We start from the raw sequence: 16,237 nt of genomic DNA on the forward strand, positions 1-16,237 counted from the left end.
AGGCACGGGAGAGGAAATATGATAGTAGAGGATACAGGTATCCGCGTACTTGCGGATTCAACAGTACAAAACGGAGGAGCGCAGTCTGCGGGAGACGCGATGCGGCAGATAGAGGACAGCATCTTTTCGCTTGGCTTTGTCAATACGCTTATCTATGCGGCGGTCGTAGGTGCGGCCACATTTGTGATCATTAAATTGATCCAGCATTTTCTTGCACGGAAATTAACGGGCAATGCGCGGATCTTTTACCGTTTGATCTATATCATTATTATTGTGATCGCGGTCATGTGCGTCGTAATGACGATCAAGCCTTTAAGCAGCCTCGGAACTGCGCTTTTGGCAAGCTCGGGAATTGCCGGCGTTGTGATCGGTCTTGCAGCACAGCAGACTTTGGGAAATGTGTTCAGCGGCATATCGATCAGCGCAGCAAAGCCGTTTGAAGTAGGAGAATATATTGAGATATTAAATATTACGCCGCCGATCACAGGGATTGTGAAAGATATCGGCCTGCGGCATACGACGATCCTAGACCCATCCAATAAGAGCATTGTAATTCCTAACAGTGTGATCGACAAGGAAATGATACGGGTAGTCCGCATGGCGGAGAAAAGTAACGTATGCACATTCCTTGACGTTGGGATATCGTATGGAAGCGATATAGACCTTGCAATGGAACTGATGGCAAAGCTTGTGGAAGCGCATGAGGGAACACTGGATGTGCGGACAGAAGAGGAAAAAGCACAGGGTGTTCCTCCCGTCACGGTACGCGTGCAGGAATTAGGCGATTATGCCGTTAAGGTACGGGCCTTTGTTTGGACACAGGATACCTCTACCAGTTTCGCTGTAATGTCAGACCTACGGTATGCTGTCAAAAAAGAATTTGATAGAAACGGGATAGAGATCCCATATCCTTACCAAAATATCATTTTGCAGGAAAAGGAAAAGGCACGGAAATGAGCATAGCTCCGTGCCTTTTCTGTAAAAATAAGAGGAGAGAAAATCATTTAGTTGGAACAGATACCGTTTCGGCCTGTATCGGAGCTCCTGAAGACGGGTTCTCCGCCAAGCTTTGAAACGGGAGTGGATTGGAAGGAAGCGCCATAAGTATCATTGTGAGACCAACGATGATCACAGCCATAACTGCAATAAATTTTACCGCCAGAGCATGCGCCATAATTTTTCACTTCCTTTCCAAGCTGTTCTGATTTAATAATGGACGCATTTACTGCCATACAAACATGAAAATTTCATGTCTTGCCATTTAAGACACTGTGTAGTAAAATATGATAAGCGATAAGAAGACCTTTAAATTGGTACAGAGAGGCTGATAAGGTTTGATACATTTTTCTTGTATGAGCTCGGTGTCTTTCTGTTAGGGAAGGCATTTTTTGCTTTCTGAGGAACGGACAGTACCGGTTGGGGCTTCGGCACAGGAGGAGCATAATGAAGCATTTACTTGACCCTATGGATATCTCGGTGGAGGAGATAGACGAGCTTTTAGACCTCGCGGACAACATTATGGAAGAACCGGAAAAGTATCGGGAAGTGTGCAGGTATAAGAAGCTTGCAACACTTTTTTTTGAGCCATCCACACGTACTCGTCTGAGTTTTGAAGCGGCGATGCATGAGCTTGGCGGCGATGTGATCGGTTTTGCCGGAGCGGACAATAGCTCGGCATCCAAGGGGGAAAGCGTGGCGGATACGGTGCGCACCGTAGAATGCTATGCTGATATAATCGCTATGCGCCACCCCAAAGAGGGGGCGGCGCTGGTCGCTTCCCAAAACGTAAATATTCCAATCATCAATGCAGGGGACGGTGGGCATCAGCACCCGACGCAGACGCTGACGGACCTTCTCACCATACGTTCCCTCAAGGGAAGGCTCGATCATCTTACGATCGGCATGTGCGGAGACCTGAAATTCGGGCGGACGGTACATTCGCTGATCCGTGCGCTCTCACGGTACAGCAATATCAAATTTGTCCTTATTTCTCCCAAGGAATTGAAAGTGCCGCGGTATGTAAAAGAGGATGTGCTGAAAAATAATGAAAATGTTACCTATGTGCAGTATGAACGCCTTGAAGAGATCATAGCAGAGCTTGATATCCTGTATATGACGCGCGTACAGCGCGAGCGTTTTTTTAACGAAGAGGATTATATCCGGCTGCGCGACAGTTATATTCTGGATACGGAAAAAATGAAGCTGGCTAAGGACGACATGATCGTGATGCATCCGCTGCCGAGGGTGAACGAGATTTCTGTAGAGGTAGATAAAGACCCGCGCGCCGCATATTTTAAACAGACCTTATTTGGCAAATATGTAAGAATGGCGCTCATTATGACGATGCTGGGGGTGAATGCGTAATGCTAAGCATAGATAGCTTGGAGCGGGGCGTGGTGATCGACCATATCGAGGCCGGAAAGGCGATGGAGATTTATAATTATCTTGGCCTTGATAAGCTTGAATGCAGCGTTGCGATCATTAAGAATGTCAAAAGCAACCGCATGGGGAAAAAGGATATCATCAAAATTGAGGACGAGATCGAGACAGATCTCCACATGCTTGGTTTTATCGACACCAATATTACAGTGAATATCATTGACGGCGGAACGATCATCAAAAAGATGAATATTACGCTGCCGGATAAGATCGTGAATATCATCAAATGTAAAAACCCGCGCTGTATCACCTCGGTGGAGCAGGAACTGCCGCATGTATTCAAGCTGACCGACCCGGAGCGCAAGGTCTATCGGTGCGCCTATTGTGAGCAGCAGGCAGAACATTAAAAATATTTGCATAAATATTCATTTTGATGTATAATCATTCTATTGAATCGAAGCGAGGTAATTGGAATGAAGCACTTACTCAAAATGGGAGACCTGAATAAAGAACAGATCATAGAACTGCTTGATTTGGCAGATAAGCTGAAAGCGGAAAATAAAGCGGGGATAAAGCATCCGCTTCTTGCCGGAAAGACGCTTGGCATGATTTTTCAGAAATCCTCGACGCGTACGCGCGTATCGTTCGAGGTCGGTATGTATCAGCTCGGCGGCTATCCGCTTTTTCTTTCTTCAAATGATCTGCAGATCGGCAGAGGCGAGCCTGTGGAAGATACTGCGCGCGTATTGTCACGTTATCTGGATGGTATTATGATTCGTACTTATGCGCAAAAGGAAGTTGAAGATTTGGCACAATATGGCAGCATACCGGTCATCAATGGGCTGACAGACTTTGCGCATCCCTGTCAGGTGTTGGCGGATCTGCAGACGATCCGCGAACATAAAAAGGACTTTGATGGCTTGAAAATGGCCTATATTGGCGATGGAAACAATATGGCAAATTCCCTTATCGTCGGCGGGCTTACGGTTGGAATGGAAGTCGCGTGCGCGACGCCAAAGGACTACCAGCCGGATGCATCTGTATTGGAATTTGCAAAAGACCATCCTAAATTCTCTATCTCAGAGGATATCTATGCCGCGGCCAAAGATGCAGATGTGCTCTTTACAGACGTATGGGCCTCTATGGGGCAGGAGGCACAGGCAGAGGAACGGAGGCAGGCATTTCAGGGGATACAAATCAATCGTGATGTGATGGCTGTCGCAAAGCCGGACGCGATGGTTCAGCATTGTCTGCCGGCACACCGCGGAGAAGAGATAACCGCAGAGATTTTTGAAGAGCATGCACAGGAGATTTTTGATGAAGCGGAAAATAGGCTCCATGCGCAGAAAGCAGTTATGGTGAAGGTCATGGGCGGCAAATAGAGAGAAATAAAAATAAAAGCGGGCAGACGTTGCCCGTTTTTTTAATGTTTTATTTTCCTGTATGGTTTAACAATGTTTAAAGACAAATCAAAATCCTTGAAAGGAAAATAAAAATGGAACACATAGCAGAAAAATACGGCCTGTTTATTGATGGAGAATGGCGTGAGGCATCAGACGGAGGTACATTCGACACCTTTTGTCCTGCAAATGGGCAGAGGCTCGCTGTTTGCGCGGAGGCGACGCAGCAGGATGTAGAGGATGCGGCGGAAGCAGCTTGGACAGCGTGGGAAACATGGAAGGATGTGAGCCCGGAAGAAAGGCAAAAGCTCCTATTCCGGGTCGCAGAGATCATCGATGAAAACAGGGAACGGCTCGCAGAGATAGAGATGCTCGATAACGGAAAACCGATCCGCGAGACGCTGAATGCAGATATCCCGCTGGCAGCCGACCATTTTAGATATTTTGCGGGAGCAGTACGAACTGGAGAGGGGGAGGCGGTGATGCTCGACAAGAACACGCTGAACCTGATCCTGCACGAGCCGATCGGCGTTGTAGGGCAAATCGTTCCATGGAATTTTCCTTTTTTGATGGCTGTATGGAAGCTAGCGCCTGTTCTGGCGGCAGGCTGCTGCACGATCCTAAAGCCTTCCAGCAGCACTCCGCTCTCCGTTTTAGAGCTTGCAGAATTAACAAGAGAGGTGCTTCCGCCCGGTGTATTTAATGTTATTACAGGGAAAGGATCAAAGTCCGGAGAATACATTCTGCAGCATAAGGGCTTTTCTAAACTTGCCTTTACCGGATCTACGGAGGTCGGCCTGTCTGTTGCGCAGGCGGCTGCTGAAAAACTGATACCGGCAACTTTAGAACTGGGAGGAAAATCAGCAAATATCTTTTTTGAAGACTGCGATTGGGAAATGGCAATGGAGGGCGTCCAGCTTGGGATATTATTTAATCAGGGGCAGGTGTGCAGTGCGGGTTCACGCATATTTGTGCAGGAAACGATCTATGACCGGTTCATAGACGAAGCTGCAAAGCGCTTTGATAAGGTAATTGTAGATGTACCATGGAAGGAAAGCACACAGATGGGCGCGCAAATATCGGAGAAGCAGCTGAAAAAAATATTGAAGTATATCGAAATTGGAAAGCAGGAGGGAGCAAAAGTGATCTGCGGCGGTTCAAGAATAACGGACGGAGAATTAGGGAGAGGCTGCTTTATGAGGCCGACGTTGCTCGGGGATGTGACAAATGATATGCGCGTGGCACAGGAAGAAATATTTGGACCGGTCGGAGCCGTTATAAAATTCAAGACAGAAGAGGAAGCGATACGTATGGCAAACGATAGCGTATACGGACTGGGCGGCGGCGTTTGGACAAAAGACCTGAACCGTGCCATTCGTGTGGCGCGCGGTGTAAAAACAGGGCGGATGTGGGTCAATACCTATAATTCATTTCCTGCGGGCGCGCCATTCGGCGGATATAAGGAATCGGGAATTGGCCGGGAAACACATAAAGCGATCCTTGAGCATTATACCCAGACAAAAAATATTCTGATCAATTTATCAGAGCGACCTGCGGGACTCTATTGAAAATCCCGTGTTCACATAACAGTATCCGGCTCTTTTAGGGTCGGATATTTTTTATGAAGGGAACATAAAGACCGCCCGCGAACGGGCGGTCGAGTTGCGGCGGTTTTATTCTACGCAGAGCGCACGGCCATAAAACTGCTATATGAGCGGGTCTGCGGGTGCGCTTTCCTTGTCCGCAAATGAGCAACTTAGAAAAAACGCCTGATCATCCGTAATAATATGGGTCTATCGAAAGTCCGGGTCATTTTAAAAGGCATGTCATGAATGCAATACAATACTCAGCGCATTGGCCTGCGGCGGAATAGAAAAGGTCATACGTCCATCGGTCGTTACGGTAACGGCCTGCCCAACAGCAAGATCATCCATAGAGAGGGCCTGCTCGGGTGCGCTTTCAGAGGTGATCACAGTATCAGACGATACGACGGCGCGAAGATCGTCGGCAGGCTCGCTGTCCTCCCCGCTTTGCACGTAAACAAGCAGATAATCGTTATCTTTATCGATTTCGGTTATCGTACCCTGAAACTCCCGCTGTACATCGGAGGACGAACCGGATGCAGTCACTACGATTTTTTCCGGTGTTCCCTGCGGCGGCTCAGAAGCTGTTACAGGTGCGGTAGGGAGAAAATATGCCTCCACCGTATCGCCGACCTTTATCATACCGTCTCTATATGTATCGGTCTTTCCATCCGCTTCAACGACAGTCCCGTTGGCGACATGAAGGATCATAGACTGGTAAACCGCATCCGATTCCATACCGCTGCCGTCAACCGTTATACTGGCAGTTCCATCTTCCGAGGATACGATATCTGTGACAGTTCCTGCCGCCGTAAGCGTAAGCTCTTCGTCTGTATCGGACGGTGCAGATGATGGAGCGCAGCCGGCAAAAAGAAACAGGGAACATACTGTAAGGGCTAAGGCCCCCAATAAAAGCTTCTTCATTATAAATTCCTCCAATATTCGTTTTTATATTAATACACGGACACCCCCTATAGCAAACGAAAAGCGTAATTATTTCAAATAAATTTACAAAAGACGGGCAAGACGATCTGTGTTATAATGGAACCGCGAGGAGTAAGCGTATGGAAAAAAGAGAGAAAAAATATTTGGAGCTTGAGCCAAAAGTACGGGATGCGGTCTACGCAGACCTGAAGCACAGGCAGGATGAAATGTACGAATATGCAACGCGGGACGACCGTTCCATACGGAGGGAAGAAGAACGATTCCGCGTACAGCGCCCCAATTTTGCAAAGGACAGCGAGCGGATACTTTACTGCCGTTATTTTAACCGTTACGCAGATAAGACGCAGGTGTTTTCTCTTTATAAAAACGATGATATCACGCGCCGGATCCTGCATGTGCAGCTTGTTTCACGGATAGCCCGCAATATTGGCCGTATGCTGAATCTGAATCTCGATTTGATCGAAGCGATCGCCCTTGGGCACGATCTTGGACATACGCCCTTTGGGCATGCGGGGGAACGCTTTCTTTCGCGGCTCTATCATGCGGGCACAGGACGGTATTTTAATCATAATGTACACAGCGCGCGCATTTTAGACAAGGTGTTGTCGCTGAACCTCAGTCTTCAGGTGCTGAACGGCATATTATGCCATAACGGGGAAAAGGTGAGCGGTGAATATCGCCCGCGCGAATATCATTCTCAGGATGCAGCGGGAGTTTTCGCAGAGTTTGAGCGCCAGATGGAGGAATGCTACACACAGGAGGACGCGGTTGGCAGGCTGGTTCCGTCTACGCTGGAGGGCTGCGTTGTACGTCTTGCGGATGTCATTGCCTATTTGGGAAAAGACAGGCAGGATGCACAGATCCTGAAAATCGGCATGCAGGAGCCTTTTTCTAAAAACGATGTATTGGGCTCTACAAACTCCGACTTTATCAACAATATTATTACAAATGTAGTATCAAACAGCTATGGACGACCTTATATCAAGCTGGATGAGAAATATGCAGATGCGCTCGCCTATGAAAAGCAGGTAAATTTCAAGCGTATTTATGAGCCGCAGGACAGGAACGAGCCCTATCCGACAATTCGTGAGATGTTTGCACGCGTATATGAAAAGCTTCTGGACGACTTTATAAAACAGGATGAGGCTTCGCCTGTTTTCAGACATCATATCAACCATATATACCGTGGGTTTTCGCGGGCAGAGGGCTTGAAGGAAGCTTACCTGAAGGAAGAACCGAATCAGGTCGTTGTGGATTATATCGCAAGTATGACGGATGACTATTTTTTAGATTTACATGCCATGCTGTTTCCGGAGGGACCGAAGCTTAAATATATTTCTTATTTTTCCGGACAAAAGCGTTCCTGAGGTTTAGACGGGAGTTGAATGGTTTATTAAAAGGGCAACAGATGGAAGCGTCTGAATTTTTGAAGTAAGGGGAATTATCATGAAAGAAAAGGTAATTTTTTACAGATGTGAGATGTGCGGAAATATCGTCGAACTCATAAAAGATGGCGGCGGCGAGTTGGTATGCTGCGGAAAGCCGATGAAAAAGCTTGAGCCGAATACAGTCGACGCAGCGCAGGAAAAGCATGTGCCCGTATATGAGAAAAAAGGGAACATTCTTTCCGTACAGGTGGGCAGCGTAGAGCACCCAATGACGGAAGAGCATTATATCGAGTGGATCGCAGTAGAAACACCAGACCGTATCCAGCGCCGTGTTTTAAGGCCGGGAGAAGCGCCGAAGGCGGAATTTCAAATCGATTCCGATGAATTCAGGATCTTTGAGTATTGCAATCTTCATGGATTATGGAAAAACGAATCGTAACAGGAAAGCAAAAGGCCGGCTATCAAAGCCGGTTTTTTTGTATGTGTGCCTAAGCGTAAAAAAACGGACTGGAATATGCGGGGAATAAAAAACTGTAGCTGTAAGGAAAAACTAATATGGAAACCGTGTAGCCAACTGCATCCGCAGGCTAAATGAACCTGAAAGAATAAATAAAGACTGTTTACAGAAGAGCCGACAAGCAAAAATAAAAATAAGGCAGTCCCTTAAAGGACTGCCGGTATCCGGGTCCATCGGCTTACACAATGGTCATGGCCTGTTCCTGTATTTTATACCGGGAACCCGAATAAGCCGCTTCCCGTATCCTGAAAAAGTGGGATATGAGGCGGGAATGCAGTGAACAACAGTTCCATGAGCAGGACAGCTGCGAACAGGACCGATGCCGGAACAATATATAATTCGATAAGGCGGGGAGAAATGTATAGACGGTAGGAAATGAAGAACGCAAAGAACGTAAGGACAAATGTGAAGATGATATCTACAGCAAGACTTTCTGTTCCAAACATACCGGAGTATGTATAAAAAAATGTAATCATGATCAGTAAAATCAAGCCCATAGAGACTGCTTTTGCTACAAAGAAACGGCGGGCCTCCGGTTTTACAATAAAATACTCGAAAACAGCAAAAAACAGAAACGGAAAATAGACGATCTTAGTATGCTCCCATACGCTTTCATTCACTGCTGCAAATATCCCGACGAATGCGTTTTCGCCGGACCACTCGAACAGAAAGTGAAACAGCGGGGCAAGGACACAGACGATGATCGCACCGAAGATTTCCCAACGAAGCAGACGAGGTTTCAATGATGTATTTTTAAGTTCCATAGTAAGCTATCCTCCCGGATTTTATGAAATTATAATACCCAAGTTTTTCCTGAATATGCATTTTGCAGTTCAAACAAGGGGTAGAATGCAGTATAATAAAACGAGAAATCAAATATCAGAAAGGAATTTTGAATGAATTTACTGGAAAGATGTGCAGACAGAATATTAGTATACGACGGCTCCAAGGGAGTTATGCTGCAAATGAAAGGGCTTTCCGGCGGAGACAGCGCAGAAGAATGGAATCTTTCCCATGCAGACAAGGTAAGCGAGGTGCACAGGGAATATATTGAAGCGGGCGCAGATATTATACAGACGAATACTTTTTGCGCCAATGCTCCGTCGCTTAAAAACCATGGACTGGAAGATAAGCTATATGAAATCAACTATGAGGGAGCGAAATTAGCGCTTGACTGCGCGAAGGAAAATGTGATGGTTGCCGCTTCCGTAGGTCCGACCGGACTGTTTTTTGAACCGGCGGGAGACATGACCTTTGAATCTATGTCCGCAGTATTCCGGCAGCAGCTCAAACCCTTGCGGGATGCGGGGATATCGATCGTCAACTTTGAGACCTTTACAGATTTAAACGAAATGCGGGCAGCGATCGTGGCAGCACGGGAAACAGGAGGATTTGAGGTCATTGCCAGTATGACGTTCGACGGAGAGCGAACGATGTCGGGCAATACACCTGCCGCCTGTGCTGCCGTTTGCGCGGGCATGGGAGTTTCGCTCATGGGAGCAAACTGTTCCGGAGGACCGGAGAGCCTGCTTGAGCCGATACGCAATATGCATGAAACGATTTCTTTGCCGCTGTCTGTAAAACCAAATGCGGGGCTTCCTGAGATGGAGGACGGCGTTGCCGTATTCAAACAGAAGCCGGAAGATTTTTCGCGGCTCGTTCCGGAGTTCGCTGAAAGCGGCGTGCGGCTGATAGGCGGCTGCTGCGGCAGCGGACCGGAGCATATCAAAGCGCTGCGGGCTGCCGTCGACCGTCTGCAGAGACCGCAGGATAGATGGCCGGACAAAGCGGTGATCGCTTCCGCGTATGAGGCGGTAGAGATCGAAGCTGTCAAAACGGCGGAAATGAGGCTCGATATACAGTCTGTCTTGGATGGCTTAAGGAACGGGGATTATTATTGCCTGATGGATGCTATTCCGATGGATGCAGGAGAAGCGGACGCAGTCGTTCTGGATTTTGGACAGATGGAACTATTTTTCGATATGTGGAGCTTTACAGCTACACTGGGAATGTTCGTGAAAAAGCCCGTGATCGTAAAAGGCGGAACGCCGGAGCTCATACAGGGCTTCCTACGGTATTATGCGGGCAGAGCGGGGATCATGCAGGATGCAAAACAGGGCCTTACAGAGCTTTATGGAGCAGTGGGCGTCGAACGATAACAGAAAAAACAAGAAGCGCCGGATTCCTATCCGGCGCTTTCTGTTTTTTTATTACGCTTAATCTCCGAGGCAAATGCCGATATGTCTTGCCGCACGGACGATATCGCTGTCCGGGGTGACTGGTTTAGGCTTTCCGGCAATCTCCGACAGCTTGTTTTGCGTCAAACGGTCTTTTTGTTTGGCGACCGTATAGCCGAATTTATTCTGATAGATCAATTCAGCGGCCTGCACACCGAATTTGGTAGAAAGGACGCGGTCGTACGCACTGGGACTGCCCCCGCGTTGGATATGCCCGGGAACAACGACCCGCGTTTCGATTCCTGTCGTTGCCTCGATAGCATGAGCCAAACGGGTGGAAACGGATGAAAAACCCTCTGCCGCACGTTTTTCACGAATTTCTTTTCGCTTCAGGCCGGCTTCATCAGTGCGGATGGCGCCCTCTGCAACAGCAACGATGGAAAAGGCTTTTCCGTGCTCCGCACGTTTTCTGACCGCCTCGATCACCGTTTCGCGGTCAAAAGGGATCTCCGGGATCAAGATTACATCCGCGCCGCCCGCAACGCCTGCATAGATGGTGAGCCAGCCGGCCTTGTTCCCCATAAGCTCTACGACCATAACGCGGCCGTGGCTTGCTGCAGTCGTATGGACACGGTCTATCACGTCTGTAGCAATATCGACGGCGGTATGAAAGCCGAACGTTACATCCGTTCCCCAAATGTCGTTATCGATCGTTTTCGGAAGCCCGATCACATTCAGTCCTTCCTCTGCAAGAAGATTGGCCGTTTTATGCGTGCCGTTTCCCCCGAGTGTGCACAGGCAATCAAGTTTCATTTTTTCATAGTTTTTGACCATACTCGACACTTTATCAATATTGTCGTCACCGATCTTGCGCATATCCTTAAATGGAGTGCGAGCGGTTCCGAGTATCGTTCCACCCAACGTCAGGATGCCTGAAAATTCGCGCTGCTCCATCACGCGGTAATCGCCCTTGATAAGGCCGGAATAGCCGTCTGCGATGCCAATGATCTCAACGCCCTCCATTCTGTCATAGGCGGCCCGGGCAACGCCGCGGATCGCTGCATTTAAGCCGGGGCAATCACCTCCGCTTGTGAGGATACCAATTCGTTTTGTCATACTGCTAATTTGCCTCGCTTTCCCAAATTACGGAAGCATCAAATACTGTTTTATCTCCCGTTTTACCGCAGATATAGGATATACCGTCAATATCCCTGCGATAGAGGTCGACCGTCTGTCCCATATAGGCCTCGGCAATAAAATTGATTCGGAAATCCCGAATAGAATCTTTTTTTAATGTTTCCGAATCGAAAAGCTCGCAGACCCAGTCTGCATATTTTGCATTGTTCAGGTGGCGGTTCATGTCTACTTCGCTATATGCTACTGTTCGGGAAGTTTTATATTCCATCGGGTCGGGCAGCCGGATCTTTCCCGGGTCGGGCAGCGCAGTACCATGAGAGAGATCGTATGGATAATTCTCCGCGATATCTCCGGTGCGGCATAAAAAACGGCCCTTGATATCAAAAAGAACCCATAGAGAAGTAGCGCGGCCGAGCTCATTGCCCTGCGCATCGAAAAACATGGTGTGACGGACGAAAAAAAGGCGGGTAGGTTTTCCCGGCCACGTAACGACCCTGATTTCATCCATCAAGTCTGGATAACGCTTCATCTCAAGATGGAGCCGGGTGAGCATCCATGCGATACCGCGTTCTTCCACAAGCTCTTTTCTGCCGCAGTGAGCAAGAATAGCATGGTCTTCCGCGATCTCCTGCATACGGGAAAGGATAGCGGATGGCCGCCATTTTCCTTTCGTATCGACATCGTATGCCCGAATCGTATAATTTTGTTCCAGTTTTGTAATATCCATTCGATTACTCCAAAAGCTGCAAAAATCCTGTTCTCTTTTATACTAACACTTCCCCTGAAAAAAGAAAAGCAAAACAAAAGGGCAGGGGAAGCCCTACCCGATAGATATTCAGACGCTGAGAAGCTTGTTGAGGAAAGCGCGTATTCGTTCTTCCTTAGGATTGACGAGAAGCTCTTCAGGCGTTCCGCGCCCGGTGATGCGCCCGTCATCCATGAATACGACCTGACTGGCGACCTCTTTCGCAAATCCCATCTCATGAGTGACGATCAGCATCGTCATGTGTTCCGCGGCCAATTCCTTAATGACTTGCAATACCTCTCCGGTAAGCTCCGGGTCAAGAGCGGAGGTTGGTTCGTCGAAGCAGAGAATATCCGGATCCATCGCGAGTGCACGGGCGATCGCCACACGCTGGCTTTGACCGCCGGAAAGCTCACAGGGATAGGAATCGGATTTATCTGAAAGCCCGACCTTGGCAAGCAGCTCACGCGCAGTTTTTTCCGCCTCAGTCTGAGATTTCTTATCCACATTCATGGGAGCGAGCGTCAGATTCTCCAAAACGGTGAGATGTGGAAACAGGTTGAAATTTTGGAACACCATTCCTAAATGAAGCCGCGCCATGCGAAGCTCATCGTCTTTCAAATATTCCATACCGTTCTCTTTTTCTTCCGCGATTGTGATCCCATTGAGAATGATAGTTCCCTTTTCCGCGCGTTCAAGGCAGTTGATGCAGCGAAGCAGGGTCGATTTTCCGCTTCCGGACGGGCCGATGATCGCCATAGTATCGCCCTTTTCAAGAGAGAGGTCGATATCCTTTAGAATATGTGTGCTGCCAAAACTTTTATTCAGCTTTTTTACTTCAAGTATACTCATGATTTGCCCACCTTAAATCCTATAATAGCTCATACGTTTTTCGATTTTGCGCAATACGAGTGTTACAACAGCATTGATGGCCAGATAGAACACCATTGCAACAATAAGCGGCATAACGGAAGCCTCACGGTTCGTAGCCGACCATGCAAGCATCATAAGATCCTCGATCGCAATCAGACTGACAAGGGCGGTATCTTTTACAAGATTGATCACTTCATTCCCGATGGAGGGCATTACGATCTTGAACACCTGAGGGATCACGATTTTGCGCATAGTGAGGCTCTTGGACAGCCCGAGAACGGATGCGGCTTCATACTGCCCGCGGTTGATGGACTGGATCCCGCCGCGGAAGATTTCGCTGAAATAAGCGGTATAGTTGAGCACAAAGGCAATAAATGCGCCGACAAAACGGTCGAGACGAAAAACATCGGCAGGAACGCCCAAGGTGGTCAGCAGGAGATTGATGCCGAAATATAGGAAGCATACCTGCAAAATAAGCGGCGTGCCACGCATGATCGTTACGTAGGCAAGATAGACCCCGCGCCCAACTTTATTTTTGGAAAGACCGGCCTGTGAGCACAGGAAGCCGAGCGGAATAGAGCAAACAAGCGTCAGTACAAAAAGCGAGAGCGTTAAACCAAGGCCGTTTACAAGCTCGGGAAAAAAACGAAAAAAGCTTTCCATTCAAACATACTCCTCAATTCGATCTATTTCGTGAAAAAATCGGACAGTATTATTATACTGCCCGATTTTCATATTTTCAATGGAGAGGTTTAGAAAGTGGTCACGTCGCGGCCGAACCATTTGTTGCTGATCTCAGCGGCGGTTCCATCCTCTTTCATTTCCTTAAGAGCATCCATAACGGCATTCATAAAAGCTTCGTCTCCTTTGCGGAAACCAATGCCATACTCCTCGGGAGCCAGCGTCTCATCAAGGATCTTGTATGTATCCGGTGTCTGTGCGGAATAATAATCTGCAACGACAGAGTCGACTGCAACAGCGTCCACCTGACCGTTGGCAAGGTCCATCAGTGCCATTACATTATTATCGAACTTGACCGTTTTCCCGATCGAAGAAGCAAATTCTTCATCGGCATTTACTGCTTCTTCAGCAGAAGAGCCATCCTGTACACCGAGTGTTTTCCCGGCAACATCCGCAAGGGAATTGATATCTGAATCCGCACGGACAACGATGACCTGCGCATTTTCCATATAGGGCTCGCTCATCAGGACCTGTTCCTGACGCTCCGGCGTGATGGTATACCCATTCCAGATCACGTCTATCGTTCCGGTATTAAGCTCCATTTCCTTGGCGTTCCAGTCGATGGCCTGAAGGTTCACCTTGACGCCCATGTGCTCGGCAACGGCCTGCGCCAGTTCCACGTCAAATCCAGTCAGATTGCCCTCTTCATCCTTAAAACCCATGGGCGGGAAACTGACGTCCATCCCCATGATAAATTCACCCTTATCCATGATTTTCTGCAGGGAATCGTCCTCCGCAGAAGACTGCGAATCGGTATCCGTTTGTGCGGAGGCGCTTTCAGACGGAGCGGAAGACGTTTCTTCTCCGGCAGGCGCGCAGCCAACGAACAGCGCCGCTGCAAATACAACGGCGAGAGCAAGCAATAAAAATTTTTTCATTTCTTCATTCTCCTTGTGTCATAATTTTTGGTCACCATGTTATTATAATTCATCGTGGTAAATTAGTAAAGGGATAACTTGACGGAATGCTGCAAAATGTGGGGGAATATTCTAAAATAAAAGCCGCTGCTTCAGCAGCGGCTTTTATCGGCTCTTATATCAATCTGCATAATTATCAAAGTATCCCTGCACGAGAACAACGGGAGTTCCCTTATCACCGCTTCCGGAAGTCAGATCGCACAGTGAACCGATCAGGTCGGTCAGACGGCGGGGCGTCGTGCCCTGCGATGCCATGGAGCCCTTGAGGTCTCCGTCCTTTGCTTTGATAGACTGGCGAATCGCGGCCTGAAGCTCTTCACCCTCCAGTTCGGCAAATTGATTATCTGCGAGATATTTCAGCTTTAGCTCGTTGGGCGTACCTATGAGCCCGGCGGTATGCGCGGGAGACACGACCGGATCGGCAAGCTCCCAGATTTTGCCGACAGGATCTTTAAAAGCGCCGTCACCGTAGACCATAGCCTCTACCGTTTTGCCGGTCTTTTCCAAGATCATGCGCTGCACTGCCGCCACAAATTCTTCGCAGGCCTGCGGCTGAGGAAAAAGCTTCACCTTGTCCTCTGTGGACTTGTTGGAGCCCAAAATGCCATATTCGGCATTAAAACCGCTTCCGTTGATAGGGCGGGACATGATATCGTCAAGCGTATAAACGGTCTTTGCACCTGCATCAATGAGTTTGCGCTTAGAGCGTTCGCGCGTATGGATATCGCAGCATAATATATGATCGGTATAGGGCAGGATCGCGCATGGGTCGTTTGCAAAAATAATTTCTACATCAGCGCCTTCCTCATGGATAAGCCCCTCGTAATATTCCACATAATCTACCCCTGTGAAAGGATGGAGATTCACACCGAAAAGCTCACGGTAGCGCTCAAGCGTGAGCACGTCGCTCCACGGATTGACGCCTCTTTCCTCCACCTGATCTAAAGATACCAAATGATTGCCTACCTCGTCGGACGGATAGGAGAGCATGAGGACGATCTTTTTCGCTCCGCGGGCGATCCCGCGCAGGCAGACCGCAAAACGATTGCGGGATAATATAGGGAAAATAACGCCGACCGTATCGTCTCCGAATTTAGAACGGATATCGCCCGCGATATCGTCGACAGAAGCGTAATTACCCTGTGCACGGGCTACGACTGCTTCCGTAACGGCGATCACATCGCGGTCATTCAAAGTAAAGCCGTCTTCTTTCGAAGCCTCAAGCACGCTCGAAACAACGATAGAGGCAAGGTCGTCGCCCTCGCGTATGATAGGAGTCCTGATCCCACGTGAAACTGTTCCAACACATCTAGACATAAATTTATACCTCGAAATAGATTTATTCATGCTGTGACATCAAAATGCCTGTCTATTATAACAGAGCGGGCGCCTCCATACAATATTTCAGACGGAGGAAAACAAAAAAGAGCAGACC

General features: G+C 48.3%; 17 protein-coding genes. 8 read left to right on the forward strand and 9 right to left on the reverse strand.

Translation table 11 applies throughout. The features are described from left to right. The first annotated feature begins 18 nt into the window (after window positions 1-18). Window positions 19-957, forward strand: coding sequence for a mechanosensitive ion channel family protein (locus PUP29_RS00640; protein ID WP_079547724.1), 939 nt, complete (start codon window positions 19-21; stop codon window positions 955-957). Window positions 958-1,000: 43 nt separating this feature from the next. Here the strand turns inward: PUP29_RS00640 and PUP29_RS00645 are convergent, their stop codons facing one another. Further along, window positions 1,001-1,174 (reverse strand): hypothetical protein, encoded by a 174-nt coding sequence (locus PUP29_RS00645; RefSeq protein ID WP_353423560.1) that lies wholly within the window; start codon window positions 1,172-1,174, stop codon window positions 1,001-1,003. A gap of 269 nt (window positions 1,175-1,443) precedes the next feature. Between PUP29_RS00645 and pyrB the strand changes: the two genes are divergently transcribed. The 4 genes from pyrB (at window position 1,444) to PUP29_RS00665 (ending at window position 5,347) form a co-directional block, all read left to right on the forward strand. After that, window positions 1,444-2,364 (forward strand): aspartate carbamoyltransferase, encoded by a 921-nt coding sequence (pyrB, locus tag PUP29_RS00650; protein WP_079547723.1) that lies wholly within the window; start codon window positions 1,444-1,446, stop codon window positions 2,362-2,364. Next, window positions 2,364-2,786 carry an aspartate carbamoyltransferase regulatory subunit gene (locus PUP29_RS00655; protein WP_079547722.1) on the forward strand — a complete coding sequence of 141 codons (423 nt, stop codon included), beginning with the start codon at window positions 2,364-2,366 and terminating at the stop codon, window positions 2,784-2,786. The genes pyrB and PUP29_RS00655 overlap by 1 nt, the downstream gene beginning before the upstream one ends. A 66-nt stretch (window positions 2,787-2,852) precedes the next feature. Beyond that, complete coding sequence (argF, locus tag PUP29_RS00660) at window positions 2,853-3,761, forward strand: ornithine carbamoyltransferase (protein ID WP_079547721.1); 909 nt, start codon at window positions 2,853-2,855, stop codon at window positions 3,759-3,761. Window positions 3,762-3,868: 107 nt separating this feature from the next. After that, entirely contained in the window at window positions 3,869-5,347 is a 1,479-nt protein-coding gene (locus PUP29_RS00665; protein WP_434542800.1) for an aldehyde dehydrogenase family protein, read from the forward strand. Between the two features lie 258 nt (window positions 5,348-5,605). On the opposite strand, the gene PUP29_RS00670 is transcribed toward PUP29_RS00665, so the two are convergent. Then, window positions 5,606-6,286, reverse strand: coding sequence for a hypothetical protein (locus PUP29_RS00670; RefSeq protein ID WP_079547719.1), 681 nt, complete (start codon window positions 6,284-6,286; stop codon window positions 5,606-5,608). Window positions 6,287-6,426: 140 nt separating this feature from the next. Between PUP29_RS00670 and PUP29_RS00675 the strand changes: the two genes are divergently transcribed. Continuing rightward, on the forward strand, window positions 6,427-7,674 hold the full coding sequence (locus PUP29_RS00675; protein WP_079547718.1) for a deoxyguanosinetriphosphate triphosphohydrolase family protein: 1,248 nt from the start codon (window positions 6,427-6,429) through the stop codon (window positions 7,672-7,674). Between the two features lie 79 nt (window positions 7,675-7,753). After that, window positions 7,754-8,134, forward strand: coding sequence for a desulfoferrodoxin (locus tag PUP29_RS00680; RefSeq protein WP_079547717.1), 381 nt, complete (start codon window positions 7,754-7,756; stop codon window positions 8,132-8,134). A 287-nt stretch (window positions 8,135-8,421) separates the two neighbouring features. On the opposite strand, the gene PUP29_RS00685 is transcribed toward PUP29_RS00680, so the two are convergent. Continuing rightward, the gene (locus PUP29_RS00685; RefSeq protein ID WP_079547716.1) at window positions 8,422-8,976 is read right to left on the reverse strand and encodes a DUF6512 family protein; all 555 of its coding nucleotides are present in this window, start codon (window positions 8,974-8,976) and stop codon (window positions 8,422-8,424) included. A gap of 132 nt (window positions 8,977-9,108) precedes the next feature. Between PUP29_RS00685 and PUP29_RS00690 the strand changes: the two genes are divergently transcribed. After that, a complete protein-coding gene (locus PUP29_RS00690) occupies window positions 9,109-10,371 on the forward strand; it encodes a homocysteine S-methyltransferase family protein (RefSeq protein WP_079547715.1) in 1,263 nt (420 codons plus the stop codon). Between the two features lie 57 nt (window positions 10,372-10,428). Here PUP29_RS00690 and PUP29_RS00695 read toward each other — a convergent pair whose 3' ends face one another. From PUP29_RS00695 to PUP29_RS00720, 6 genes are all read right to left on the reverse strand, one after another. Then, window positions 10,429-11,505 (reverse strand): 6-phosphofructokinase, encoded by a 1,077-nt coding sequence (locus PUP29_RS00695; protein WP_079547714.1) that lies wholly within the window; start codon window positions 11,503-11,505, stop codon window positions 10,429-10,431. A 4-nt stretch (window positions 11,506-11,509) separates the two neighbouring features. Next, the gene (locus tag PUP29_RS00700; protein ID WP_079547713.1) at window positions 11,510-12,253 is read right to left on the reverse strand and encodes an acyl-[acyl-carrier-protein] thioesterase; all 744 of its coding nucleotides are present in this window, start codon (window positions 12,251-12,253) and stop codon (window positions 11,510-11,512) included. Window positions 12,254-12,361: 108 nt separating this feature from the next. After that, on the reverse strand, window positions 12,362-13,123 hold the full coding sequence (locus PUP29_RS00705) for an amino acid ABC transporter ATP-binding protein (protein WP_079547712.1): 762 nt from the start codon (window positions 13,121-13,123) through the stop codon (window positions 12,362-12,364). 12 nt (window positions 13,124-13,135) lie between these two features. Beyond that, on the reverse strand, window positions 13,136-13,807 hold the full coding sequence (locus tag PUP29_RS00710) for an amino acid ABC transporter permease (protein ID WP_079547711.1): 672 nt from the start codon (window positions 13,805-13,807) through the stop codon (window positions 13,136-13,138). 89 nt (window positions 13,808-13,896) lie between these two features. Further along, a complete protein-coding gene (locus PUP29_RS00715; RefSeq protein WP_079547710.1) occupies window positions 13,897-14,763 on the reverse strand; it encodes an amino acid ABC transporter substrate-binding protein in 867 nt (288 codons plus the stop codon). 159 nt (window positions 14,764-14,922) lie between these two features. Then, the gene (locus PUP29_RS00720; RefSeq protein WP_079547709.1) at window positions 14,923-16,119 is read right to left on the reverse strand and encodes a coenzyme F420-0:L-glutamate ligase; all 1,197 of its coding nucleotides are present in this window, start codon (window positions 16,117-16,119) and stop codon (window positions 14,923-14,925) included. Window positions 16,120-16,237 lie beyond the last annotated feature (118 nt).

The organism is Christensenella massiliensis (assembly GCF_040409835.1).
GTDB lineage: Bacteria > Bacillota > Clostridia > Christensenellales > Christensenellaceae > Christensenella > Christensenella massiliensis.

What these genes read in the sequence shown, in the direction of transcription:
- PUP29_RS00675 (WP_079547718.1), top strand. Translation starts at nt 6,427, where the DNA reads ATGGAAAAAAGAGAGAAAAAATATTTGGAGCTTGAGCCAAAAGTACGG.
- PUP29_RS00655 (WP_079547722.1), top strand. Translation starts at nt 2,364, where the DNA reads ATGCTAAGCATAGATAGCTTGGAGCGGGGCGTGGTGATCGACCATATC.
- PUP29_RS00685 (WP_079547716.1), bottom strand. Translation starts at nt 8,976, where the DNA reads ATGGAACTTAAAAATACATCATTGAAACCTCGTCTGCTTCGTTGGGAA.
- PUP29_RS00645 (WP_353423560.1), bottom strand. Translation starts at nt 1,174, where the DNA reads ATGGCGCATGCTCTGGCGGTAAAATTTATTGCAGTTATGGCTGTGATC.
- PUP29_RS00710 (WP_079547711.1), bottom strand. Translation starts at nt 13,807, where the DNA reads ATGGAAAGCTTTTTTCGTTTTTTTCCCGAGCTTGTAAACGGCCTTGGT.
- PUP29_RS00720 (WP_079547709.1), bottom strand. Translation starts at nt 16,119, where the DNA reads ATGTCTAGATGTGTTGGAACAGTTTCACGTGGGATCAGGACTCCTATC.
- PUP29_RS00690 (WP_079547715.1), top strand. Translation starts at nt 9,109, where the DNA reads ATGAATTTACTGGAAAGATGTGCAGACAGAATATTAGTATACGACGGC.
- PUP29_RS00670 (WP_079547719.1), bottom strand. Translation starts at nt 6,286, where the DNA reads ATGAAGAAGCTTTTATTGGGGGCCTTAGCCCTTACAGTATGTTCCCTG.
- PUP29_RS00700 (WP_079547713.1), bottom strand. Translation starts at nt 12,253, where the DNA reads ATGGATATTACAAAACTGGAACAAAATTATACGATTCGGGCATACGAT.
- pyrB (WP_079547723.1), top strand. Translation starts at nt 1,444, where the DNA reads ATGAAGCATTTACTTGACCCTATGGATATCTCGGTGGAGGAGATAGAC.
- PUP29_RS00695 (WP_079547714.1), bottom strand. Translation starts at nt 11,505, where the DNA reads ATGACAAAACGAATTGGTATCCTCACAAGCGGAGGTGATTGCCCCGGC.
- PUP29_RS00680 (WP_079547717.1), top strand. Translation starts at nt 7,754, where the DNA reads ATGAAAGAAAAGGTAATTTTTTACAGATGTGAGATGTGCGGAAATATC.
- PUP29_RS00715 (WP_079547710.1), bottom strand. Translation starts at nt 14,763, where the DNA reads ATGAAAAAATTTTTATTGCTTGCTCTCGCCGTTGTATTTGCAGCGGCG.
- argF (WP_079547721.1), top strand. Translation starts at nt 2,853, where the DNA reads ATGAAGCACTTACTCAAAATGGGAGACCTGAATAAAGAACAGATCATA.
- PUP29_RS00640 (WP_079547724.1), top strand. Translation starts at nt 19, where the DNA reads ATGATAGTAGAGGATACAGGTATCCGCGTACTTGCGGATTCAACAGTA.
- PUP29_RS00705 (WP_079547712.1), bottom strand. Translation starts at nt 13,123, where the DNA reads ATGAGTATACTTGAAGTAAAAAAGCTGAATAAAAGTTTTGGCAGCACA.